The organism is Gottfriedia acidiceleris (assembly GCF_004138285.1).
GTDB classification, from domain to species: domain Bacteria; phylum Bacillota; class Bacilli; order Bacillales; family Bacillaceae_G; genus Gottfriedia; species Gottfriedia acidiceleris_A.
Genome location: NZ_SCFN01000005.1, coordinates 355,312 through 378,982, shown reverse-complemented (window position 1 = coordinate 378,982; position 23,671 = coordinate 355,312). Strand labels below are relative to the sequence as shown.

The 23,671-nt window shown below is 33.3% G+C and carries 18 protein-coding genes, 1 riboswitch and 2 other annotated features; of the genes, 7 read left to right on the top strand and 11 right to left on the bottom strand.

What is annotated here, in order from left to right; translation table 11 throughout:
- Window position 1: 1 nt before the first annotated feature.
- The 6 genes from trpB to trpE are packed head-to-tail and all read right to left on the bottom strand — an operon-like array spanning window position 2 to window position 5,558.
- Window positions 2-1,201, bottom strand: coding sequence for a tryptophan synthase subunit beta (gene trpB / locus EP747_RS10410; RefSeq protein WP_129689807.1), 1,200 nt, complete (start codon window positions 1,199-1,201; stop codon window positions 2-4).
- On the bottom strand, window positions 1,202-1,807 hold the full coding sequence (locus EP747_RS10405) for a phosphoribosylanthranilate isomerase (RefSeq protein WP_129689806.1): 606 nt from the start codon (window positions 1,805-1,807) through the stop codon (window positions 1,202-1,204).
- Window positions 1,804-2,592 (bottom strand): indole-3-glycerol phosphate synthase TrpC, encoded by a 789-nt coding sequence (gene trpC / locus EP747_RS10400; RefSeq protein WP_129689805.1) that lies wholly within the window; start codon window positions 2,590-2,592, stop codon window positions 1,804-1,806. Before trpC ends, EP747_RS10405 begins: the two co-directional genes overlap by 4 nt.
- Window positions 2,593-3,621: an anthranilate phosphoribosyltransferase gene (trpD, locus tag EP747_RS10395; protein WP_129689804.1), complete on the bottom strand. Its 1,029-nt coding sequence runs from the start codon at window positions 3,619-3,621 to the stop codon at window positions 2,593-2,595.
- Entirely contained in the window at window positions 3,593-4,204 is a 612-nt protein-coding gene (locus tag EP747_RS10390; RefSeq protein ID WP_129689803.1) for an anthranilate synthase component II, read from the bottom strand. The genes trpD and EP747_RS10390 overlap by 29 nt, the downstream gene beginning before the upstream one ends.
- Entirely contained in the window at window positions 4,188-5,558 is a 1,371-nt protein-coding gene (gene trpE, locus EP747_RS10385) for an anthranilate synthase component I (protein ID WP_235832835.1), read from the bottom strand. The genes EP747_RS10390 and trpE overlap by 17 nt, the downstream gene beginning before the upstream one ends.
- Before the next feature lie 108 nt (window positions 5,559-5,666).
- Window positions 5,667-5,930: a binding site (T-box leader), on the bottom strand.
- Window positions 5,931-5,972: 42 nt separating this feature from the next.
- Window positions 5,973-6,223: a binding site (T-box leader), on the bottom strand.
- A gap of 239 nt (window positions 6,224-6,462) precedes the next feature.
- Between trpE and EP747_RS10380 the strand changes: the two genes are divergently transcribed.
- The 4 genes from EP747_RS10380 (at window position 6,463) to EP747_RS10365 (ending at window position 10,837) form a co-directional block, all read left to right on the top strand.
- Complete coding sequence (locus EP747_RS10380) at window positions 6,463-7,950, top strand: spore germination protein (protein ID WP_129689801.1); 1,488 nt, start codon at window positions 6,463-6,465, stop codon at window positions 7,948-7,950.
- A complete protein-coding gene (locus EP747_RS10375) occupies window positions 7,947-9,038 on the top strand; it encodes a GerAB/ArcD/ProY family transporter (protein WP_129689800.1) in 1,092 nt (363 codons plus the stop codon). The genes EP747_RS10380 and EP747_RS10375 overlap by 4 nt, the downstream gene beginning before the upstream one ends.
- Window positions 9,039-9,049: 11 nt before the next feature.
- Window positions 9,050-10,135 (top strand): Ger(x)C family spore germination protein, encoded by a 1,086-nt coding sequence (locus EP747_RS10370; protein ID WP_268895620.1) that lies wholly within the window; start codon window positions 9,050-9,052, stop codon window positions 10,133-10,135.
- Window positions 10,136-10,216: 81 nt separating this feature from the next.
- Window positions 10,217-10,837 (top strand): DUF47 domain-containing protein, encoded by a 621-nt coding sequence (locus EP747_RS10365; protein WP_129689798.1) that lies wholly within the window; start codon window positions 10,217-10,219, stop codon window positions 10,835-10,837.
- A 44-nt stretch (window positions 10,838-10,881) separates the two neighbouring features.
- Here EP747_RS10365 and EP747_RS10360 read toward each other — a convergent pair whose 3' ends face one another.
- The 3 genes from EP747_RS10360 to EP747_RS10350 all read right to left on the bottom strand — a co-directional run bounded on the left by EP747_RS10360 (window position 10,882) and on the right by EP747_RS10350 (window position 12,935).
- A complete protein-coding gene (locus tag EP747_RS10360; RefSeq protein WP_129689797.1) occupies window positions 10,882-11,676 on the bottom strand; it encodes an SDR family NAD(P)-dependent oxidoreductase in 795 nt (264 codons plus the stop codon).
- A gap of 74 nt (window positions 11,677-11,750) precedes the next feature.
- Window positions 11,751-12,635: a LysR family transcriptional regulator gene (locus EP747_RS10355; protein ID WP_129689796.1), complete on the bottom strand. Its 885-nt coding sequence runs from the start codon at window positions 12,633-12,635 to the stop codon at window positions 11,751-11,753.
- A 102-nt stretch (window positions 12,636-12,737) separates the two neighbouring features.
- A complete protein-coding gene (locus tag EP747_RS10350; protein WP_129689795.1) occupies window positions 12,738-12,935 on the bottom strand; it encodes a hypothetical protein in 198 nt (65 codons plus the stop codon).
- A gap of 450 nt (window positions 12,936-13,385) precedes the next feature.
- On the opposite strand from EP747_RS10350, the gene EP747_RS10345 reads away from it, so the two are divergent.
- Window positions 13,386-14,720, top strand: coding sequence for an APC family permease (locus tag EP747_RS10345; RefSeq protein ID WP_129689794.1), 1,335 nt, complete (start codon window positions 13,386-13,388; stop codon window positions 14,718-14,720).
- Between the two features lie 72 nt (window positions 14,721-14,792).
- On the opposite strand, the gene EP747_RS10340 is transcribed toward EP747_RS10345, so the two are convergent.
- On the bottom strand, window positions 14,793-16,094 hold the full coding sequence (locus EP747_RS10340) for an NCS2 family permease (RefSeq protein ID WP_129689793.1): 1,302 nt from the start codon (window positions 16,092-16,094) through the stop codon (window positions 14,793-14,795).
- Between the two features lie 87 nt (window positions 16,095-16,181).
- A riboswitch (purine riboswitch) is annotated at window positions 16,182-16,283 on the bottom strand.
- A 196-nt stretch (window positions 16,284-16,479) separates the two neighbouring features.
- Here EP747_RS10340 and rluF point away from each other — a divergent pair.
- Window positions 16,480-17,196, top strand: a complete 717-nt coding sequence (gene rluF, locus EP747_RS10335) for a 23S rRNA pseudouridine(2604) synthase RluF (protein ID WP_205753816.1) — start codon at window positions 16,480-16,482, stop codon at window positions 17,194-17,196.
- 666 nt (window positions 17,197-17,862) lie between these two features.
- On the opposite strand, the gene EP747_RS10325 is transcribed toward rluF, so the two are convergent.
- Window positions 17,863-21,927: a S8 family serine peptidase gene (locus EP747_RS10325; protein ID WP_129689792.1), complete on the bottom strand. Its 4,065-nt coding sequence runs from the start codon at window positions 21,925-21,927 to the stop codon at window positions 17,863-17,865.
- 407 nt (window positions 21,928-22,334) lie between these two features.
- Here EP747_RS10325 and EP747_RS10320 point away from each other — a divergent pair, with 407 nt between their 5' ends.
- Window positions 22,335-23,582, top strand: a complete 1,248-nt coding sequence (locus EP747_RS10320) for a helix-turn-helix domain-containing protein (RefSeq protein WP_129689791.1) — start codon at window positions 22,335-22,337, stop codon at window positions 23,580-23,582.
- Window positions 23,583-23,671 lie beyond the last annotated feature (89 nt).

Here is a 23,671-nt window from a genome sequence, read left to right as displayed (position 1 = left end):
ATTATTTGCCCTCCTTTAATCGTTCACGAACAGTATGAACATCTTTATCGCCTCTACCTGATAAACAAATGACTAAATTTTCATCTTTCTTCATCGTTTCCGCTAGCTTTATTGCATAGGCAACTGCATGTGCACTTTCTAATGCTGGAATTATTCCTTCTAATCTTGCTAGTAATTGGAATGCTTCAAGTGCTTCTTCATCGGTAATCGATTCATATTTCACTCGCTCAATGTCCTTCAAATAACAATGCTCTGGACCTACACCTGGGTAGTCAAGCCCTGCAGAAATTGAATGGGCTTCTTGTATTTGACCATCTTCATCTTGAAGTAAATACATTAATGCACCGTGTAATACGCCTGGTACACCTTTTGTTAAAGATGCTGCTTGCTTATCTGTATGGATTCCAAGTCCAGCCGCTTCTACTCCAAATAACTTTACACTTTCATCCGTTATAAATGGATGGAACATACCAATTGCATTACTTCCTCCGCCAATACAAGCTACTACTGCATCAGGAAGTTTACCTTCCTTCGCTAAAAATTGTTGTCTTGTTTCTTTTCCAATTACACTTTGGAAATCTCGTACCATCATAGGAAAAGGGTGTGGGCCCATTACTGATCCTAATAAATAATGAGTATCATCTACATTTGCAACCCAATAACGCAGGGCTTCATTTACGGCATCCTTTAATGTCGCACTCCCTGATTCAACACTAATCACTTTTGCGCCTAGTAATTCCATTCGGAAAACATTCAGTTCTTGTCTTCGAACATCCTCAGCACCCATGAAAATAACACATTCTAAATTTAATAGAGCACAAACTGTTGCAGTTGCCACACCGTGTTGTCCCGCTCCTGTTTCAGCAACGATTTTTCGTTTACCCATTCGAATCGCAAGTAATGCCTGACCTATTGCGTTGTTAATTTTGTGAGCACCAGTATGATTTAAATCCTCACGTTTTAAATAAATATTAGCTCCGTTAGCATGCTTAGTTAAATTTTCTGCAAAGTAAAGAGGTGTTTGGCGACCTACATAATCCTTTGACAATCTTTCAATTTCCTCATTAAATGTTGGATCATCTTTAATATTTGAATAAGCTTCTTCTAATTCAGTTATGGCTTGAACAAGCGTCTCAGGTATATATTTCCCTCCATACATACCGAAATGACCTTTTACATCTGGAAGTGTGTACGTAGACATTTAAATTCCTCCTAATTTTACCTTTTTTATAAAACTTTTTATTTTTTCTACATCTTTTTTGCCGTTCGTTTCAACCCCACTACTTACATCAACCATTATTGGTTTTACGACGCTACTTGCAGGTATTACATTCTCAATCGTCAATCCCCCGGCTAAAATCAAGTTATCTATTTTCTTTGATTTAACAAGATCCCAGTTAAATGTTGTTCCATTTCCGCCACGATATTTTCCACTCGGGCTATCTACTAAAATATAATCACAATCATATTCTGCGATTTTTTCAACGTCCTTTTCCGATTGAACTCGTAATGCTTTGATTACTGGAAAGGATAATGAACGACAAAATTCTGGCGTTTCATCTCCATGTAGCTGAAGATGTGTTAAACCAACTTTCTGGTAGATAGATTCTAAATTCTCCTTTGATTCATTTACAAAAACGCCAATCTTCAATATTGAGTCTGGCAGTGATTCAATGATTTTTTTTGCCTCAGTAATTTCAATTTGACGTTTACTTTCTGCAAATACAAATCCAATAGCATCAGCTCCTGCATTTATTGCACTTTGAGCTGTTTTTAAATCGGTAATGCCACAAATTTTTACTTTCACTGCTTAGCCTCCTTTAGAATAGGAACCATCAGTTCTCTCATGTTTGATGATAATTCATTACTCCTCATTAATGCTTCTCCGACTAAAATTCCATTTGCCCCAGCATCTCTTACACGTTTTGCATCATACTGATTGAAAATTCCACTTTCACTAATAATGAAACCTCCATCTGCTTGAATAAGTGGTGCTAGTCTCTCTGTTACACCCAGGTTCACTTCAAATGTCTTTAAGTTTCGGTTATTAATGCCGTATAGCCCGGGCCCAATTTTTAGTGCTTTTTCTAAATCTTCCTCGTCATGTACTTCCATCAATACTTCAAGATTTTGCTGCTTAGCATATTGATATAAATGATTTAGTTCTGTAAAAGGTAATGCAGCAGCAATTAGTAAAATAATGTTTGCTCCATGTTCTTTTGCGATATCTATTTGAACTGGATCTATAATAAAATCCTTGCATAATATCGGAATATTAACGGAATCACGCACGATTTTCAGATCTTTAAAGGAACCTTTGAAGAATGTTGTATCAGTTAAAACTGATATTGCAGCTGCTCCATTTTCTTCATATTTCTTTGCTTGTTCTGCGGGATTAAGATTTGTATTAATATCTCCTTTTGATGGTGATGCTCGTTTAAACTCCGCAATTATCGATAAATGGTCTGCAGCTTTTAACTGTTCAATTAATGATAAATTCTTTGTTTGATTCGTTATTTTTCGACTAATCGCTCTTAAGCTTTTAATTTCGATTTGTTTTTGAGAAATAATTCGATCTAAAATGGTTTCCATTTAAATAACCTCTCTTTTTAGTTTGCTAGTTTTTTCGACTAGTTTTTGTAATTTCTCATAAGCTGCGCCAGAATCGATGCTCTCTTCAGCCTTCCTAATACCATCTGAAATTTGATTGACAATCCCTGAAGTATAGATTGCTAAACCAGCATTTAATAAAACCGTATCTCTAAAAGCTCCTTTTTCTCCTTTTAATACTCGAAGAAGAATATCTGCATTCCTCTTTGCATCTCCACCTTTGATTTCTGTATTTGGGTAATAAGTTAATCCAACTTCTTCCGGATGAAGTGTCATCTTTTTCAGCTCATTATTTTCTAGTAGGACGATGTGATTTTCACCAGCTAGCGATGCTTCATCTAAATGCCCTGCACCGTTTAATACAATCGCTCGTTTACGTCCTAATTTATTTAGCACTTCTGCAAAAACTTCTAAATAATCTCTTCTGTAAATTCCTAATAGTTGGGTCTCTAATTCAACTGGATTTGTTAAAGGTCCAATTAAGTTAAAAATGGTCGGAATTTGCAACTCACGTCTAACCTTCATAACTTTTTTCAATCTTGGATGAACATATGGTGCAAATAAAAAGGTAATTCCTATTTCATCTAAAAGCTCCTCGGAAGCTTGAGTTGGAATAGATAGCTCCACACCTAATTGTTCTAATACATCGGCGCTACCTGTTTTGCTGGACATGCTACGATTTCCATGCTTTGCAATTGGAATTCCACTTCCCGCAATAACAAACGCTGATGTCGTACTCACATTAAAGCTCGATGAGTTATCTCCACCTGTCCCACAATTATCAATGACATTATGAAACTTCCTAGTAAATCCTACCGTATGATTTCGAATCGCGTTTACTAGGCCAGCGATTTCGTTTACTGTTTCACCTTTTGTTTTTAAAGCAACTAGAAATGCTGCGATTTCACTATCTGATATTTGATCATCCTGTAGAATCCGTCCGACAGCTACTTGCATTTCTTCTACTGTAAACGACTCGCGATTAGCTAAGCGTTGAAGGTACTCTTTCATCTTTTAATTCCCCCTTTATTTCATTTAAAAAGTTTAATAAAAGTTGTTTTCCGTATTCTGTTCCAATAGATTCTGGATGAAATTGCATACCGTAGATTGGATATTTTCGGTGTTTAATGGCCATGATTTCTTGATCGTCCATAGCGAATGCTAAAGTTTCAAAAAAAGGCGGTATCGTTTCCTTTTCAATTACCAGTGAATGGTATCGCATAACTTCTACCGGTTGGGACATATAGGCAAATAAATTACTGCCATCATGCCTAATTTTCGATGTTTTTCCATGTTTGATTTGTCTAGCTTTAATAATTTTTGCGCCGAATGCATAACCGATTGCTTGGTGCCCTAAGCAAATGCCTAGTATTGGGATAGTCTTATGAAAAGTTTGAATGAGTTCATTCGTTTCCTGCTTCTCTTCAGGCTTACCTGGTCCCGGAGAAAGAATAATTGCTTTTGGATTCATTTCTTTTATTTCATCAATCGAAATTTTGTCATATCTAGCGATTTTCATTTCTTCGCCAAGCTCTCCCAAAAATTGATAAAGATTGTAAGTAAAAGAATCATAGTGATCAATTATTAAAATCATGATTTTCCTCCAAAAAAGCTTTTAGTTTATTAATGGTTTCTTCATATTCTTGTTCGGGTTTGCTGTCATAAACAATACCTGCTCCTGCTTGAATATAGGCCATTTGATTCTTTAAAATCATCGTTCGAATAGCTAATGCAAAATCAAGGTTTCCATTAACGGATACATAACCGACTGCACCAGAATATACCCCTCGCTTTGAACTCTCTAATTCATTAATGATTTCCATTGCTCTAATCTTAGGTGCACCAGATACGGTTCCAGCTGGTAAGCAAGCAATAAGAGCATCTAATGAAGTATGTGGTTTTTTTATTTGCCCACTAACCTCTGAAACGATATGCATTACATATTTGTATCTTTCAACGTTCATATATTTTTCTAATTTGATTGTTCCAAACTCGCAAACTTTGCCTAGATCATTTCTTCCTAAATCAACAAGCATTTTATGTTCGGCAAGTTCCTTCTCATCCTGTAATAAATCCCTTTCGATCATTAAGTCTTGTTCATCCGTTTTCCCTCTTCGTTTCGTACCGGCAATTGGATTCGTTATGACCTGATTACCTTTAACTTTTATTAAGCTTTCAGGGGAAGTACCAGCAACAACGCTATCACCAAAATCGATATAATACATATATGGTGACGGATTTTGGATTCGTAATTTTCGATAATAGTCAAATGGATTTCCTTCAAATTTTGCTCCCATTCGATGTGATAGAACGACTTGAAAAATATCACCTTTTTGAATAAATGACTTTGCCTTTTCTACTTTGGACATATAGTCAGCTTTACTAACTTCAGACTCGAAAGTAGAAAATACAACCGGTTTTACTTCCTCCTCTTGATTTGAATTAGCTACAATTACTTGTTTATACTTCTGAATTTCGCTCTTCAAATCTTCTAAAGTTGTTTCATCGGAAAGCTTTGTTCCAACCAAATGAATTTTCTGTTCCAAATGATCAAATACAATAATGACTTCAAAAAACATTAAATGGAGATCTGGCATTCCGATAACGTCTTCCAACTCATCACCGATCTCTTCAAACTGGCGAATCATATCATATCCTACATACCCAATTCCCCCACCAATGAAAGGGATATCCAATACCTCTAAGCAATCCTGCTTTGGTATTAACTCTTTGAGTTTGAAAAGAGGATTTCCAACAAACTCTTCTTTTTTGCCATTTTTATAGATGATTTGGCCACTTTCATTTGTCCCAATCAATTCAAAAGCTGGTTTTGAACCAACAAATGAATAACGGCCAGAATCTTTATGCTTAAATGAGCTTTCATATAAAAACTTTTTGCTAGCGGTCAATTTCTTAAATAATGAAATCGGTGTAAACAAATCCCCCATTATCGTTTCAATGATTATTTCTGCTTTGTTTTGTACTGACAATTTGTTCGACCTCCAAAAATTTAATGAATATAAAAAAAGTCCCCTATACGCACAAAGATTGTGCATATAGAGGACGATTAGTTGCTACCGCGGTACCACCTCAGATTGGATCAGTTTTATCTGAATCCCACTTTTCAGATACGGGAATTAGTTGCCAATATAATTCCGATACCCTATCCTTTTAACGGTGGAAATCCGTGCATCCCTACTTTATTGTTCAAGATGCCTCTCGTAAGCCCATTCGATAAAGGTTCCTGTATTAGACTCCCACCATTGTCTAACTCTCTGTGACATTCACCAATATTTACTCTTCTTACTCAGCGATTTATTATTATTAAATTAAAAAAGAATACAAAAAGGGCCCCCCGTCTTAAAAAGGACGAGAGACCCGTGGTGCCACCTTCATTAGCTGATTAACAGCTCGCTTTGTCGGTATCCATTCAACTTTCCATTGAATACCCGTCTTTTGTAACGAGAAGACTACTCGCCAAAGCCTACTACTTATTTAAGGTTCGGTTTGAATGCTCGGAAGTCCATTCGCGATTACTTTCACACTGATTCGCACCAACCATCAGCTCTCTTTAGTTTCCGTAATCGTTACTACTCTTCGTCAACGCAAAGTAATTATGGATGTTTATTTAAATTAATTGTCCTTATATTATTATGCAAAAAATAAAAAGTCAACAAGTTTATTTCTACAAGATTCGATTTTTATATTTTTTTTTGAAAACTGATATCATACGTTTTTGTTAATCTAAAAAACGGAATCACAAATGATTTTTCAAATAATTCTTCATTGCATACACTACCTATTTTTGGAAAGAATAAACCCAATTAGAGCTTCCATCAAAGAGGTATCAATATGAGAACCAATACAACAACAATTAAGTCAAATAAAGAAGAAGTTTTATCAAATAATCTTAAAAATAATATTGAAATGATTCAAGATTATTTAAGTCATACAGAGGATTTGGTTATTAAGATTATCCATAAAAATGTCCAGATTTTCGCTATTTTGTTTCTTGAATCGATGATAAAAATTGAGGCACTTCAATCATTTATTATTGAGCCTATTTTAAGAGAAACAAAGGATGAAACAGGCAATATCGTCAAATCATATGAGATTAAAAACTCAACAAATATCTCAGAATTAGGAAATAGTTTATTAGACGGGTTTTGTCTAATTTTAGAAGAAAATTGTTCAAATGGAATTCTAGCAGCAGCTTCAGATGATAAGGAACGTGCAATCATTGAACCTGCTAATGAACAAAATATTAATGGTGCTCACGATGGTTTTGTCGAAAGTATAAATACAAATATACAATTATTGAGAAAAAGGATACGTACACCTGAATTAAAAGTCAAGTATTTTAAAATTGGAAGAATTACTAATACAAAGGTGGCGATGGTTTATATCGATTCAATTGTAAATCGAAAACTTGTTGAGGTCATAGAAGAAAGAATTTCAGGTCTTGAATTAGACAGTCTTCGTTCTACAGGACAACTAGAAGAATTGATCGAGGATAGTACGTTTTCACCATTTCCACAAGTATTAAATACAGAAAGACCAGATCGGGCTGCATCTTATCTTTTAGACGGTAAAATAAATTTACTTGTAGATGGGAATCCAACAGTTTCTATTGTCCCAATTACCTTTTTCGCTTTTTATCAAGCTCCCGATGATTATAATCATCGATGGTTGATTGGTTCATTTTTTCGAATTATTAGGGTATTTAGCTTTATTGTTGCAATTAGCTTACCTGCCATATACATTGCGATTGTATCCTTCCACTCTGAAGTACTACCAATAGGTCTTCTTTATTCAATTAGAGTTTCTTTAGAGTTTGTACCATTTCTCCCTCTCGTCGAAGCTTTTGCAATGCAAATCATATTAGAACTACTAAAGGAAGCCTCTATTAGACTACCTTCTCCTATCGCTCAAACAATTGGTATAGTTGGTGGGCTAGTTATTGGTACAGCTGTTGTTGAAGCGCATTTAGTATCAAATACGATGATCGTTGTAATTGGCTTTACAGCGATTGCTTCGTTTGTAGCACCAGTTAGTGAGATGGGTACCAGTATGAGACTATTGGGCTTTCCGACGATGATTATGGCTTCGATACTAGGTTTCTTCGGGATCACACTAACTTTAATGTTAATTATTATGCATATGTGTAAATTAAAATCTTTTGGCATGCCGTACTTTTCTCCGATGGCACCTTTTCGAAAGGAAGATATAAAAGATACATTCTTTAGACTCCCTTCATGGAAACAAAATACAAGACCAACTGATGCACTTCCCCAAAAGATTGCACAGCAAAGAATATCTAGGGTGTGGAAGAAAAAATGATAACGATTAGTAATTCGATTTCTAAATTACAGCTATACTTTTTTATTCTCCAGAGTCAAATCGGTATTGGACTACTCGCATTACCGAATGCTGTTCAAAGTACGGCCAAAGGTGATGGGTGGATCTCTACCATAATTGCAGGAGTAGCAGTCCAAATTACATTATTCATTTACTGGCTTTTACTAAGAAGATATCCAAATGCTACATATACAGATATTACAAAAAAAATTTTAGGTAAATATGTAGGAAAGTTCTGTAATTTATTTATATATATCTATTTTATTATGATTGGAAGTCTGGCTTGTGTTCTTTTTATCAGAACCATAACTCTTTGGTTATTACCGTTAACTCCAATATGGGTACTATCATTAATTATTATTTTATCAAGCATTTATTTAACAATTAGTGACCTAAGAATTATATCGAGATTTTTTGTATTAGCATCGGTTCTAATCATCCTTCTATTTTTACTATCGTTCTTTACCTTTTATTTACCAAATGAATTCCGCTTTATTCTACCGATCGGGCATTCAGGAGTGAAAAATATAATTTTAGGAAGTCATAAATCCTTACTCTCAATATTAGGGTTTGAAAGTCTTTTACTAATTTTTCCTTTTGTGCTTGATACTGAAAAAGGAATATTAAAAACTGTGAGTCTTGCCAATTTCTCTGTGACATTATTCTATACATATTTTACCTTTATTTGCCTATTAAGCTTTAGTCCAACACAACTTCTACAAATTAGGGAGCCTGTTTTATATTTATTTAAAGCCCTTTCGTTTGAAATGATCGACCGCTTAGATTTGATCTTTTTATCTGTCTGGATTGTACCAATGACAACCTCGGTAATCATTTACATATTTTTATCAGCTAAAAGTATTAGTAATGAAAAATCATTTAAAAAAAATGTATTTATTAGTGGAATCTTAATTTTTCTCATAACACTCATACCATTTGATGAGGATCAACTAGCTATCTTTGATAAATATGTAGCTTATTTAAGCTATGTGGTTGTATTTGGACTTCCCTTCATTCTGCTTTGTCTATCCTTTATCATTTCAAAAACTGAAAGGAGTGAACAATTATAAGAAAATCATTTTTGATAACCTTATGTTTGTTTACCTTTTTTTTAGCAAGCTGTTGGGACCAAAATCTATTAATAGATAAAAAAATGGTTAATGGCATTAGCTTCGATTTAGATCAAGACGATAATTTATTAGCTACAGTTAGAGCATTAAATATTGAAAATAAAGGTGGAGGACAGTTTGAAGTTAAGGACGAACTTGTTAAAGTAAAGCGGCCTAGTGCATCCGGAATGGAAATTGACATTAATAATAAACTACCTGGTCTAATTGATGTAAGTAAAGCGCATATAATCTTAATTGGAAGGGACTTGGCAAAGAAAGGGATTTATCCTTTTTTAGAGCTTTTTTATCGCCCTAGACAAGCTTATGTTTCTAGTAGAGTTGTAATAGCAGAAGATAAAGCTTCAGACATTATTACACTCGATCCTGGAACAAGCCCTATTGCATTTATCATTTTAAAAGGACTAGAAGCCGCTGAGAATACAACAAAGATTCCGAAAGAAACTGCATTTACAGCATGGACGAAAGTTACAGATAAAGGTAGAGATATCGTTTTACCTTATGTAAAAAAAGATGAAAATGATAAAATTACAATCGGTGGAATAGACCTATTTAATGGGGATAAGTTTACAGGAATTAGCTTATCTAATGAAAAAGGAAGCCTTTTATTGTTACTAATGGATCGCCTAACTAAATATAGTGAAATGGCTGTAGAGTTAGGAGAACGAAAATCAATTTCTTTTAGAGTAAAAAAAATGAAAAGAAATTTAAATATAAAAGTAGATAAAAAGACAAAAAAAATAACTTGCAAGCTAAATCTAACCCTTGATTTAGCAATTATTAGTTATACAGGTAAGGTAGGCGAAAAGCTAAACAAAGACAAATTAAATAAGGATGTTTCAAAAATTCTTACTAAACAGTCTGATGAAATTACTAAATCAATATTGGAAGCTAATTGTGACGCATTAGGAATTGGAGGAATCTTATCTAGCTCTTACCCAAATTTATGGAAAAAAATAAATTGGGACAAAGAATATAAGGATGTTAAGTTCAAAACTTCCGTAAAAGTAAAAATTGATCGAACTGGACCTGTTTTTTAAGAATCATATTTATAATATTTCATTCTCTTGAGCAACATAATGTAAGGATTTGAATCAATCTGTTTTTAGGAGGAATCATACTTGAGACTAGGTAAAAAAAATGATACATTCTTTGAAATGCTCTTAAACATTGCAAATAATGTAAATGAAAGTTCGATTTATTTTGATGATTTTAAAATAAAAAATGCTACTGATTTAAAAACATTCTCTGCAGAAATGAAGGCATATGAAACAAAAGGTGATACATATGTCCATCAAATTATCGTTGAATTAAACAAAACATTCATTACACCTATTGAACGTGAAGATATACTAGAACTTGCTAATAAAATGGATGATGTACTTGACGGAATGGAGCAATGTTCAGCAACGTTTGAAATGTACTCCATCATTCAAATAGATGAATTCATGGTGAAATTTGTTAAAAATATTCGTAGTGCTTCGAATGAAATATTAAAAGCAATTCAATTACTTTCACGGAAGAAATTATTAGAAATGCGCGTACATGCAATCCAAGTAAAAGATTATGAATCACAGTGTGACGCGTTATTACGCACTTCCATTAAAGAGTTATTTAAAAATGAAAAGGATCCAATCAAAATAATTCAGTTCAAAGAAATTTATGAAATGTTAGAATCAGTTTCTGATAGTGCACAAGATGTAGCAAATACACTTGAACAGATTATTATGGGTAACGCCTAATTAAATAGTAACAAAAAAATACAGCCTAATTAGACTGTATTTTTTTATCTCTCTTCTAATAGTTTTTTTGCAAGTTTTCTAACGATTGATCGTGGAATGAATCGAACAGATTGCGCTAAAATTTTATTCTTAAAACCTGTAATAATAATAGTTTCCTTCTTACTAACTGCCTTATAAGTCAACTTCGCAACTTTTTTGGGGGTCATAATTTTACCTTTAAATAGCTTTGAATTATTTCCACCGGATGAATTGATAATTCCCGTTCTAGTTGGCCCTGGACAGACAGCTGTTACGCTAACTCCTGTATGTCTTAATTCCTCTGAAAGAGCTTCACTAAATGATAGTACATAAGCCTTTGAAGCTGCGTAGACAGACATTTTTGGCCCTGGTTGAAAAGCTGAAGTAGATGCAATATTAATAATTTGGCCCGATTTTTTTTGAAGCATATTTGGTAAAAAATATTTTACTAACTCTGTTAAAGTAACAATATTTAGTTGAATCATCGTTAACTCTTTTTTTAAGTCAGTCTGACCAAAGTCTCCGTATAAGGCAACTCCAGCATTATTTACTAGAATATCAATCTCCATTTGTGATTTTAAAACTTGATCAAAAATGGACTTAGCAGAATTTGCTTTAGAAAGGTCTTCTGAAATAACCAGTACTTTTATATTGAATTGCTTCATCAATGAATTAGCCATTTCTTCTAATTTAGTTTTATTTCTAGCAACTAAAACTAGGTTGAAATGATCTTTTGCAAATAACTTAGTTAACTCATAGCCAATTCCTTCCGTTGGTCCGGTAATTAATACTGTTTTACCCTTTGTTTTTTTGAAATTCATTATGATTATCCTTTATTTTTTTATCGTTTGAACACTTTTCTTTTACTATATGTTCAACTAAATAAAAAAGGATTTTAATTCTCGTAATAATTCTTAACTAACTCAATAAATATCTCCATCGATTTCGTATGAAGTTCGATTTTATCTGTGATAATTGAAAAATTCCGTTGAATAGGTGTCCCCTCTACTTTAAGGTAATCAATTGTATTTAACAGCTTTTCTTTTTTTATTGCTAGCTCAGATAAATAGGTAATTCCCATACCAGCTTCTACAGCTTCTTTAATTAATTGTGTGCTACCAAATTCAATTATATTTTTAGGACGTATCTTTAATAAATCAAATAACCGTTCAGTCGCTTCCCTTGTTCCAGATCCTTCTTCCCTAACAATCCAAGTTTCATTTTCAATTTGATTCAATGTCACAGCTTCAATTGCGAATATTTCGCTCTTAGTTCCAGCTATAATATACATTTCATCATTTGCAAAAGGCTGTATATTTAAATTTGTATGATTCGCTTCTCCTTCAACTATACCAATATCGATTTGATAACTTAGTGCAGCTTGAACAATTTCTCGAGTATTCCCTATTTGCACTGATGGAATGACATTTGGGAAAAGTCTCTTCATTTCCGCTAAAATTTGCGGTAAAACATATTCACCAAATGTATAACTTGCACCTATTTTAAGATGACCACTAGCCTCATTCATCAGATCATTTACAAGTGTCGACATACGCTTGTATAAACTAGTTATTTCCTTAGCATGCAAATAAACAATTTCTCCAGCCTTCGTTAGCTGAACATATTTATTCGTTCTAATTAAAAGCTTTGCACCGATATGCTTCTCAAGTAATTGAATTTGCTGACTAACGGATGGTTGAGTCATATGTAACTCTTCAGCCGCTCTTGAAAAGTTTCTTTTTTCAGCGACCGCCATAAAAACTAAAAGAATTTGATCCATACTCTATCTCCTAGTATCAGATTTACTTATTATCAATATTATCATTATTTATTTTTCTTATAATAGGAAATTTGATAAAAACGGTAAATAGAAAAGACTGATTCAAAATGAATCAGTCTTCTTTGATGACTTAACTTTTCGTATTACATTAATTGCCAAGTATGCTAAAACCATAAAGACAAGATAGATCGATGCATAAAACCAGTACTCTTTATTAGTAAGTTTATTACTTAGGAGACTTAAAATGAAGAATGTTGTCAATGAACCTAATAATAGCCCAATTAGTGTTTTTAACCTCATTACAATGCACTCCCATTAAAGTAATTTTAAGTATTTTAAAGAAACCCTTTTACAGTCTATATAGTTCATTATTGGTAAGAATATTCCATTCTAACCTTTCTAAAGTACAAAATTAAGCTCTTTCTATACACTACTTCCTATACAAAAGACCGATTCATATAACAACCTTGGTATGTAGACATAAATAGCATTCCATGGTTAATTAAAAAATCGGTCTGAAATACCTACATTATAGTGTTCTATATTTATGACTAATAACCTTTTATCAATATGTTATCTAGTCATAACGAATAAATAGTATGGAAGATATATCAGAATTATTGGGTCTTATCAACTATATTAAAAATACATACGACATAATTTTAACTTTTCAGAAAAAAATAGATTAGATAATTAATATGCTATAATCTTTCTAATTTTATAAATATAGTCCTGGAAGGAGCGTATAACGTGGAAAAAGAAGTAAATTTAAAGAAAAATATTGGCTTTTTCGTATCAACGTCTTTAGTAATCGGTACAGTAATCGGTTCTGGAATCTTTATGAAACCTGGGATCGTGCTGTCTTCAACTGCTAACTCCACTATGGCTCTTTTAGCGTGGATTATCGGTGGCGTTATTACACTAGCAAGTGGATTAACGATTGCTGAAGTAAGTGTAAAAATCCCGAGAACTGGTGGATTATATGCTTACATAGAAGAGGTTTATGGTGAGAAGTGGGGATTTTTATGCGGTTGGGTACAAACCCTCGTCTATGGACCAGCTGTTATGGGTGCTCTTAGTCTTTATTTTGGCTCTTTATTGGCAGATTTTTTCGGTTTTCAGGGAAGTGGCAAGGTTATTGGTATTATCACGATTATATTACTTGGTGGTCTAAATATACTAGGCACTCAACTTGGTGGATTTATTCAAACAATCTCTACTGCAGGTAAACTAGTTCCTATTATATTAATTGCTGTTTTTGGTATCCTTCAAGGGGACGTATCAGTTTTTAATGCAGAGAGTGGTAGTTCTACTCAAGCACTCAATATGGGCGCAGCAGTATTAGCGACTTTATGGGCATATGATGGTTGGATGAATGTAGGTTTTATGGCAGGAGAAATGAAGAATCCTTCAAAGACTCTTCCTAGAGCAATTATTTCTGGTATTGTTATTGTTATTTTAGCTTATCTTTCTGTTAATATCGCAATGCTACATGTTTTATCTGCAAGTAAAATTGTTGAATTAGGTCCTAATGCAGCTACTGCGGCAGCTTCTTCACTATTTGGTAGTATTGGCGGAAAAATTCTTGCTATCGGAATTTTAGTTTCTATTTTTGGCTGTTTAAATGGCAAAATTCTTACATTCCCAAGGGTTACATTTGCGATGGCAGAACGAAACTTCCTACCTGGTTCAAAAGTATTATCTAGTATTCACCCTAAATTTAATACGCCAGTAGGCTCAACAGTTTTTCAAATTGTTTTAGCATTAGCAATGATGATATTTTGGAACCCAGATCGACTTTCTGATATGGCTATATTTGCAGTCTTCTTATTTTATGGACTAGCTTTTAATGCAATCTTCATATTACGTAAAAAAGATAAAGGTGTAAATAAATTATATAAAGTGCCTCTATACCCTATCACTCCGATTGTGGCAATTTTAGGTACACTTTACATCATCGGTAGCACGATTATAAATGCACCAATAGATGCACTTGTATCAATTGGTATTGCAATTGTTGGTTTACCTGTTTATTGGAAACTAAAATCGACTATTATAAGCGACGAAAAATATAAAGCAAGTTGATATATAAGTATATTTAAGATTAATAAAAGCAGGTCAAAGACAATATCTTTTACCTGCTTTTTATGTTCTCTATTATTTATGTGCAAAAAATACTAATTGAACTAGGAATAATACTGCAAATAAATAAACAAACGGGTGTACTTCTTTAAATTTACGTTTTACGATTTTCATTATCGGATAAGAAATAAAGCCTAACGCAATACCGTTTGCAATGCTTGATGTTAATGGCATACTAACGATGACTAAAAATGCTGGGAATGCTTCTTCAAAATCGTCCCATTTAATCTCCGAAATACTTTTAATCATAAAACAGCCAACAATAATTAAGCTAGGAGCTGTAATTGCGGCAACTTCTGATACTGAACCAATCATTGGGCTAAAAAATGCTGCGATTACAAATAGGACTACAACGGTTAAAGATGTTAAACCAGTTTTTCCACCCGCACCAACACCTGCAGAAGATTCTACAGTTGCTGCAGTCGGACTTGTTCCTAACATTGCACCAACAATTGTTCCAATTGAATCAGCAGAGAACGCACTTCCTCCCTTTTCTAACTTACCATTTTTAATAAGACCTGCTTGTTTAACGATTGCTAGTAAAGCTCCTGTTGTATCGAATAACATGACAAGTAAGAATGAGAAAATTACACTATAAAGTCCATATTCAATAATGTCTTTCACTGAATCAATTGGGTTGTATACTAAAATTCCTTTTGGTAAATGAGGCATAGCAACAAAACCATTTACAAAATTTAACTGACCTGTAAAATATGCAATTAGACCTGTCGTAATCATTCCCAGAAATAATGCACCATTTAAGTTAAGTGCCATAAATACAATTGTTATGAGTAAACCGATCAATGTAAGTGCAACTTTAGGGGAACTAAAATCACCAATTTGTACTAGATTAGTAGGGTGATCTGCGACAATACCTGATAATCGCAAGCCAATAAAGGTAATAAACAAACCAATTCCAGCAGCAATTGCATGCTTTAAGTTAGCAGGAATCGCCTGAATCAATTTTGTTCTGAAAGACGTTAAAGAGAGTAGTAAAAATAAAAGTCCAGTAATAAAAACAGCAGAAAAGCCTACTGAATATGGGAGATTGTGTCCTCCAATTACAGAATAAGTAAAATAGGCATTTAACCCCATTGCGGGTGCAATAACGATTGGATAATTAGCTATTAATGACATTGTTAAAGTACCAATAATTGTTGCTAAAATAGTAGCTAAAAATGCCTGGTTAAACGGTACACCTGCATCCTTTAGAATCATAGGATTGACAATAATGATGTACGCCAAAGTTAAAAATGTAGTTAAACCAGCTAATACTTCAATTTTAAATGAAGTATTTCGTTCTTTAAGTTGAAACATGTGATGACTCCTTTATTATATTAAAATAAAAAAACTGCCCGCTCTTCATGAGAAAAAGCAGGCAGTTTTACATTTTATAGAAAACAAAAATCCAGAGCTCTTCCTCATAGTCTAGCAATTTACGGGCGCTAGGTAGAAACTCTTGAACCTTATTTTCAAGTTTATATGAGAAAATATTAATATATTTTTTCTATCATACGACCCGGCTTACTATCTGTCAATAAAAAACATTTTTGTTATATAATTTAGAAAATAATACAAAGAATGTGGATAAAATAGTAGTAAACAACAATTATTTAAAAGTACTTTTTAGTAATAGTCGAATGGTATTCTCATTAAAATGCTATATATGTTATTCTGAAAATATAATTTAGAATTTAAGGGGTTGTTTAACATTCGTTTAAATAAATTTATTAGTGAGTCTGGAAAGGCTTCGAGACGTGGAGCGGATAAGTTAATTAGTGAAGGAAGAGTAAAATTAAATGGTAGAGTAGCAAAAGTAGGCGATCAAGTTGAACCTGGTGATGAAGTAATTGTAAATGGTGAACATATTAGACTAGCTCGAAATCATGTTTATATAGCCTTGAACAAGCCAGTTGGCATAACAAGTACTACTGAAAAAGGTGTTAAAGGGAATATTGTTGATCTCGTAAACCATCCATTACGTATCTTTAATATTGGAAGATTGGATAAGGATTCTGAAGGTTTGATTCTCCTTACAAATGATGGAGACATTGTAAATGAAATTTTACGAGCTGAAAATAGGCATGAAAAAGAATATATTGTTTCAGTAGATAAACCAATAACTCCTGACTTTTTAACCAAAATGTCTGAAGGGGTCAAAATATTAGGTACTAAAACATTACCATGTGAAGTTAAACAGCTTTCAAAATATGATTTCCAAATCATTTTAACACAAGGTTTAAACCGTCAAATTCGTCGTATGTGTGAAGCGCTTGGATATGAAGTCTATCGATTACAAAGAACTCGAATTATGAATATTCATCTAGGCAATCTACCAATTGGTCAATGGAGAGACTTATCTAAGAAAGAAAAAACTCAGTTATTTAGAGAATTAAATTATGAACCAAATGAATGGTGAACTTAAAAAAAGACTGATTCAATTGAATTGAATTAGTCTTTTTTTTGCTCAATAAAAAGCAGTTCGAAATGTTTGTATGACTTAAATTTCCATAAAAAAGAAACTACTATTAAGTAATATTTAATAGTCATGCTGTTGAAAAAAGAATTTGACAATTAAATTGTTGGATTGATCATTGATAAGTAAGTTGTGTCATATTGATTTCCACTACAGGGTGCTCGCTTTCCATGGGGCGAGACCTGAGCCTCCTCGGCTCCGCCTGTGGGGTCTCAGCCTTCCCGCTTCTCCCATAGGAGTCGAGCACCCTTTCGTTCCAATCAACTTCTTGATAAAAAAATAATAATCTTAAAAACAATAGAATAGTCAATTGAACGAATGAATTACCTTTATTAATCAAATTGTAACTTATGATGACGACTTATACATCTTTACAAATATTAATCGTCAAGAAAGCAGTTATTTTAATTTTTGCAAGTTAGTTAAAACATTATAAATCAATCAAAATCACTTTTATCAATAAGATAACAGATAAAACAAACAATTATAAATAGACTATTTTTTCATAGATTTTCATTTAATGTTTGTATTTTTCAATATTGACTACAATATATTTCAACACTCTGACTATTAAGTAATATTTAATAGTAGCTTCTTTGGGATTTAAGATTATAAGCCTAATTCACTTTTAATTGTTTCTAGCGTTTGGTTTTTATATTTCTTTTTCGGAGTTGGTGCATTTTGTACTGTTGGATTTTGTTTTAAATAATTTTTCTCTACGAATGCGAAATCTTTTGCGTCTACAGTACCATCAAAATTGATATCAGCGCTTCGTTTGTTTGTGCCCCAATATGTTTGAATGTAAAGTGTATCTTGAACATCAATTACATTATCTTGGTTTACATCTCCGCCAATCAAATCAATGTTAATTAAACTTGATTTCCCATATAATTCGTCTTTGTATTCAAAACCGAATTTTTGATTTTTCTTAGTAATAAAGTGACCTGGTACATTTACTTCAAATGTATATGCATCTTTGCTTAAAGCAAGTGGTTCAAGATTAAATTTACCTCTACTAATTAAATTAGTAGCGTCTAGACTAAAAGCACCATTTGTTACTTTTATTGTTGCTCCTACTTTTTTCCAGTCACGAGATCCTAAATAAGGTGTTTGACCTTCTTCTTGAACTAAATACCCTTCAGGAATTATATTTCCTTGAACTCGGTTAAATTTTGGTTTTACTTGGAATCGTTTACCTGCGTTTAATAACTTCACGGTTTGATCATTAGCATCTACGATTGAAGTTGATGGGTTAATATATCCGATTGGGTAAAAAAGTTGATCTTGTACTTTTACTTTTACGTTTACTACTTCAGAGCGATCGAATACCATTGCTTCTTTAAACTTCACTTTAATTTTATTCCCAGTTACTTGAATTTCTGCTTTATCCTTAAATTTATTTGTTAAAGACGCCTCTACAAGATTTACATAAGGAATGCCCACAGCCCCAGCATCATCAAAATTCCAGGTTGCTTCTTTTACACCTTGTACGTTGTCTAGTACTAAAGACGCCGATAGTATATCTCCTGATCTAGCTAGCTGTACGTTATGCTTAGCGTATGCAACTGGTGTACCTTCTTTAACAAAATAGTACTCTTTCCAATTTGCTTGATTTCCTGCAGCATCATACCCGATTAAGTTGAATGAAAGTGCTGGAGTACTTTCATTCATTTGTACTTCATCAACCCACTTTCCGTTCTTGTCCATTGGGACTGGACCGTTAGGAATTGGGAATCCATACGTATATACTGCAAAGTTTGATGTTTCGTCAAGATCAATACCAGCCTGCTGCATATTCGTTAAAGCAGCGTCTTTTACTTCCATTTCAAAAGGGTAAGTCTTTTGTCCTTGCTTGTACTCGATAAAAGGTGAATCTCCATCTAGGGAACTTTTTACTGTTGGTGTGTCAATATCAATAAAGATATCATCATAATTAACTTTCTGTTTCCCATTTGGTAATGTTGTTATGAATTTCAGTTTATAATGTCCAGGCTTTGCATTACTTTCTTCTGTTGATACAGGGTGGTTTTTATCACCTGTAAACTTGTAATACGCACCATAAAATGCTTGTTGCATAAAGTAATCTACATCTGTTGTTGCACTTTTCAAATTAAGCGTGCCAACAAGTCCTAGATCTTCATTTGTATTACCGTCTTGTAATACAACATCTAATGTGTTAACTTGAGAACCTAAATTGAATTTTAACGATGTTGCCGAAGTTTTAAACGCGTCATATGTTCCATAAAACAATGGAGAGATAGCATGCGATGAAATGCTAAGCGTGTCAAAACCTTCATCCGATTTCTTAAAACTAAATGGAATACGATATTGCTCTGTTTTATCTTCACTATTTGTTATTAAAACATAGCCTTCATAAAAACCTTTTTTTGCTGTGGATGGGACAGTTAATATTGCTTTTACTGTTTTAACGGTGTTCTTGTCCACTTTAATTGAATTACTAATATCTAGAACAACCCCGTTCTCTTGTAATCCATTCTTATCATTTGCATTATCTACTACTTTTACATCAAATGTTTTCTTTTTATTGCTATTGTTTATAAATTCAATGTCTTTCTTTACTTTTAGTTGTGGGTCATCTTTAACTACTTGTTTTCCAAAACTCAACCCACCTGTTTCATTCTCTGCCTTTAGTAATTTGTCACCAACAGGTATTAATGTCTCGTCTTGTACTTTGATTTCTGTTTGAGAATGAAGAGCTTGGTACGGATCAATACGACCTGCTCCAACTTCAAATACACTATAGTCATCGTTTAGTTTATCAGCAGTGTTCATCAAGATTGATTTTACATCTGCTGGTTCAAGGTTTGGGTTCTGTCCAATTAATAATGCCGCCACACCAGCTGCAAATGGTGATGCCATAGATGTTCCATCCAATCTTTGGTATGCATATCTATAGTCTTCTGGTGTATCATGATTTGCAATATAAGAAGGAACCGTAGATAGAACACTTACACCAGGTGCTGTAATTTCAGGCTTCATTTGGTAGTTTCCATTTACTGGTCCTCTTGAGCTGAAGTCTGCTAATTTATCTCCTTCAGTTAAGATTTCCTTTAGATTCGTAAACGTGAACGTTGTATTTCCGCTCGTAATTTTTTCTTTTAATTCTTCTCCTGCTTTCTTCGTCATGGAGAATGCAGGAATATATTCCATTGATTCACCTAAGTTATATCCAACATGGCCATCGACATTGTTGTACATAATGACAGCTTTTGCTCCATTTTGTTTAGCAAATCTTACTTTATCTACTAGAGCAAAGTTTCCACGCTGAACGAAAGCAATTTTTCCTGCAACATTTTTATTCTTGTAATCATCTAATGTTCCTAAACCAACATCTACTAGTTCAAGAGACTTTCCTTCTAAACTATTAAATGGATCAGCAAAGCTTCTAGCCATACTAACAAGATCCGTTGACCATCCACCTGCTACTTTTCCATCAAATGTTGTAATTGAAGTTGGAACATCACTAGCTCCAACCGTTAGAGCAAATGCTGCTGTACTTGGTGAGCCTAAAGTATAAGCATTAGGTCCACTGTTTCCTGCGGAAACTACCGCCGTTACTCCATTTAGTACTGCATAATTTATTGCCGTACTAGTTGGATAATATGGGTTGTTAATTGCTACACCTAATGAAAGGTTAATGACATCCATTCCATCTTGAACTGCTTTATCAATACCTGCAATTACATTTTCAGAAGAGCCGCTTCCATATGGACCAAGTACGCGGTACATAAATAAATCTGAATCAGGTGCAACACCTTCTACTGATACTCCACTTTTACCTTTGTTTTGTCCTACAATTGTCCCCGATACATGTGTACCATGTTCTGTATAGTAAGAACTACTACCACTATTTTCAGGTTGGTTTGATGCCTGCCAGTCCTTGTATGTAGCTTCCATTGGGTCGTTATCATTATCTACAAAATCGTATCCGCCTTTAAAAGCGTCTTTTAAATCTGGATGGTTATAGTCAATACCTGTATCTAATACCCCGACTTTAACTCCTTTACCTGTTATTCCTTCTTTATGTAGCTTGTCCACATTTAAATACGGAATACTGTCTACTGATGTAGTAGCTTTACCTTTAACATCCGTTGGAACATCTTCTTTAATTGGATCAACATTAAAAGTTACATCTTTATAAATTGTTTTAACAGCATCTGATTTTAAAAGTTCTTTCACTTGATTTGCAGGAAGTGTAACCGCCGCACCATTAAATGCTACTTTATACGTCTTTGTGATGACAGGAGCATTTTTCTTTTCTTTAAACTTTTCAAACTTTCCTACATCTTCTTTAAAAACCTTATGCTCTTTGTCAACTTGTGATTGTGCCGATGACTTTGTTAATGACTTTCCATCAATTGCTGCTTCTAATACTGCGACATTACTTGGATCCGATTTGAACTGAACGATAACAGAAATATCTTTATCGGAATTCAGTTCACTTTCCCCGAAGCCTTGAAGTCCTTCTTGATTGTTTAATTCTAGTTGTTTTAGTGCTGCTCTTTGCTCTGGTGTAATTGAAGCTAAAATTTCTTCTGCTTTAGAAGTTTCTGCTTTTGCCGTTAAATATGACTTCTCACTGAAAGGTGAAATAAGCAGACTTGTTGAAAGGGCAAGTACTGCCGAGTGCTTTGCCAACGTTGTTGCCTTCATAAACTCTATCCCCCATTTTTCTATATATAGTTAAAAAATTCTTACTATTTCAATAGTAATAGCATTTAGGGAAAAAGCATATTGTGTTATTTTTAATCGAAATTTCGGTCATTTTGTAGGATTTTTTTACTAAAAAGTATTGAAAATTGAAAGGAAATTTCATTAAATATTAAAAAAGCATGAAATTTTACTATAAAATTTGTGTTATTTTTAATTTGAAATGAAAGTATTTGACTTTTAAAAATTCTAGTTATAATAAATTAATAGGTATTTCAAAGTCTTTGTACTTTCCAGTTTCTTAGATTTGCGTTGCAAAATGAACATTCGCAAATTGTAGGAGTGTAATCTTGCATTGACGTAAAAAACTTCAATAGTTAATCATCTGGAATTAGAAAAGGAGAGAACATATGCTTGAAGGCGAGATCATTAAATTTTATCGTAAAAAAGCGGGATTGACCCAAGAGGAGTTAGGAAAAGACATTTGTACTGCTACCCATGTAAGTAGAATTGAAAGAGGTGAAACTCGATATTCTGAAGAAATTATTCAACTGTTCTCTCAACGTCTTCAGATTGACATTAAAAATGAGATAGAAGCTGTTCACAATATTGAAAAGAAACTCCAAAAATGGCACAATGCAATCATATTAGAGCGAATGAAGGATGTCATAATAATTAAAGAAGAACTAGAAAGCATTCACTATATTTGTGCGTCCAACTATGCTGTCTATTTCCAGCTTTTATTAGCCCGATATTTTATTTTATGTAAAAACATTGAAAAAGCAGATCGTATTATTAAACGGGTTGAAAAAGATTCTCCATCCATGTCAACTTATGAAAAGAACTTATTCCATCATGTCAGAGGAATATATTATTTAACTCAATATACCGGTCTAGAAAATGCAAATAGACAAACTGCATTACAAGAATTAAAGAAGGTCAATATAGAGGAATACGGAAATAAAGAATATTACTATCATCTAGGATCGGCCTATCATTGGACACACTCTAAAGTTATGGCATATTTCTATGGTGAAAAGGCTTTTAGATATTTTAATAAAACAAATAATTACGCAAGAGCGATATTGGCTGAATCCTTGATGCTAGTACAATTAAAAGAAAGTACACAACTAGATTTTGAAGAAATTGTAAAAAGGTATGAGAGTTTAATTGAACATAGCGAAGCTTTAGGTCTTTTAGATAAAAGAGGAATGATCTTACATAATTTAGGTCTAATGTATTTTTGGAAGCAGGACTTTAAAAATGCACATATTTTTTATAAAAAATCAGTTGAAGAAGCTGATAAACAATCCTTACCTTATTTAAACCGTTTGTATAACTACCTAGATAATGCTGAAGAAGGGAAGATTTTATCAAAGAATGAATTGCTAAATGAGGCAAATGAAGGGCTTGCTCTTTCAGAAAAGGCGGCGAATGATTTATATCAGATTCTCTTTATCCTTCTAATTTTACGTTTTAACGAAAAATTTGATGAATATTATGATTTTATGGAACAAACTGCATTTCCTTTCTTTAAGGATCACCATCATGTCACACATGCAAGTAAGTATGCAAAGTTGCTCTACTCGCACTATGTTAAGACTAAGCAATATGAGAAAGCAGTTCATGCTGGAGAAATGTTTATTAGTGGTAATTAGTTAAAATAGATAAGGCAGAATAGATAAAAGGGACTGTTCCATATTGAATCTGTCCCTTTCTGTACTTTTAGAGTCTATAAATCTAGTAA

What these genes read in the sequence shown, in the direction of transcription:
- trpD (WP_129689804.1), bottom strand. Translation starts at nt 3,621, where the DNA reads ATGAAAGAGTACCTTCAACGCTTAGCTAATCGCGAGTCGTTTACAGTA.
- EP747_RS10350 (WP_129689795.1), bottom strand. Translation starts at nt 12,935, where the DNA reads ATGAGGTTAAAAACACTAATTGGGCTATTATTAGGTTCATTGACAACA.
- trpC (WP_129689805.1), bottom strand. Translation starts at nt 2,592, where the DNA reads ATGGAAACCATTTTAGATCGAATTATTTCTCAAAAACAAATCGAAATT.
- EP747_RS10390 (WP_129689803.1), bottom strand. Translation starts at nt 4,204, where the DNA reads ATGATTTTAATAATTGATCACTATGATTCTTTTACTTACAATCTTTAT.
- EP747_RS10360 (WP_129689797.1), bottom strand. Translation starts at nt 11,676, where the DNA reads ATGAATTTCAAAAAAACAAAGGGTAAAACAGTATTAATTACCGGACCA.
- EP747_RS10340 (WP_129689793.1), bottom strand. Translation starts at nt 16,094, where the DNA reads ATGTTTCAACTTAAAGAACGAAATACTTCATTTAAAATTGAAGTATTA.
- EP747_RS10380 (WP_129689801.1), top strand. Translation starts at nt 6,463, where the DNA reads ATGAGAACCAATACAACAACAATTAAGTCAAATAAAGAAGAAGTTTTA.
- trpE (WP_235832835.1), bottom strand. Translation starts at nt 5,558, where the DNA reads ATGGGGGATTTGTTTACACCGATTTCATTATTTAAGAAATTGACCGCT.
- trpB (WP_129689807.1), bottom strand. Translation starts at nt 1,201, where the DNA reads ATGTCTACGTACACACTTCCAGATGTAAAAGGTCATTTCGGTATGTAT.
- EP747_RS10325 (WP_129689792.1), bottom strand. Translation starts at nt 21,927, where the DNA reads ATGAAGGCAACAACGTTGGCAAAGCACTCGGCAGTACTTGCCCTTTCA.
- EP747_RS10320 (WP_129689791.1), top strand. Translation starts at nt 22,335, where the DNA reads ATGCTTGAAGGCGAGATCATTAAATTTTATCGTAAAAAAGCGGGATTG.
- EP747_RS10375 (WP_129689800.1), top strand. Translation starts at nt 7,947, where the DNA reads ATGATAACGATTAGTAATTCGATTTCTAAATTACAGCTATACTTTTTT.
- EP747_RS10355 (WP_129689796.1), bottom strand. Translation starts at nt 12,635, where the DNA reads ATGGATCAAATTCTTTTAGTTTTTATGGCGGTCGCTGAAAAAAGAAAC.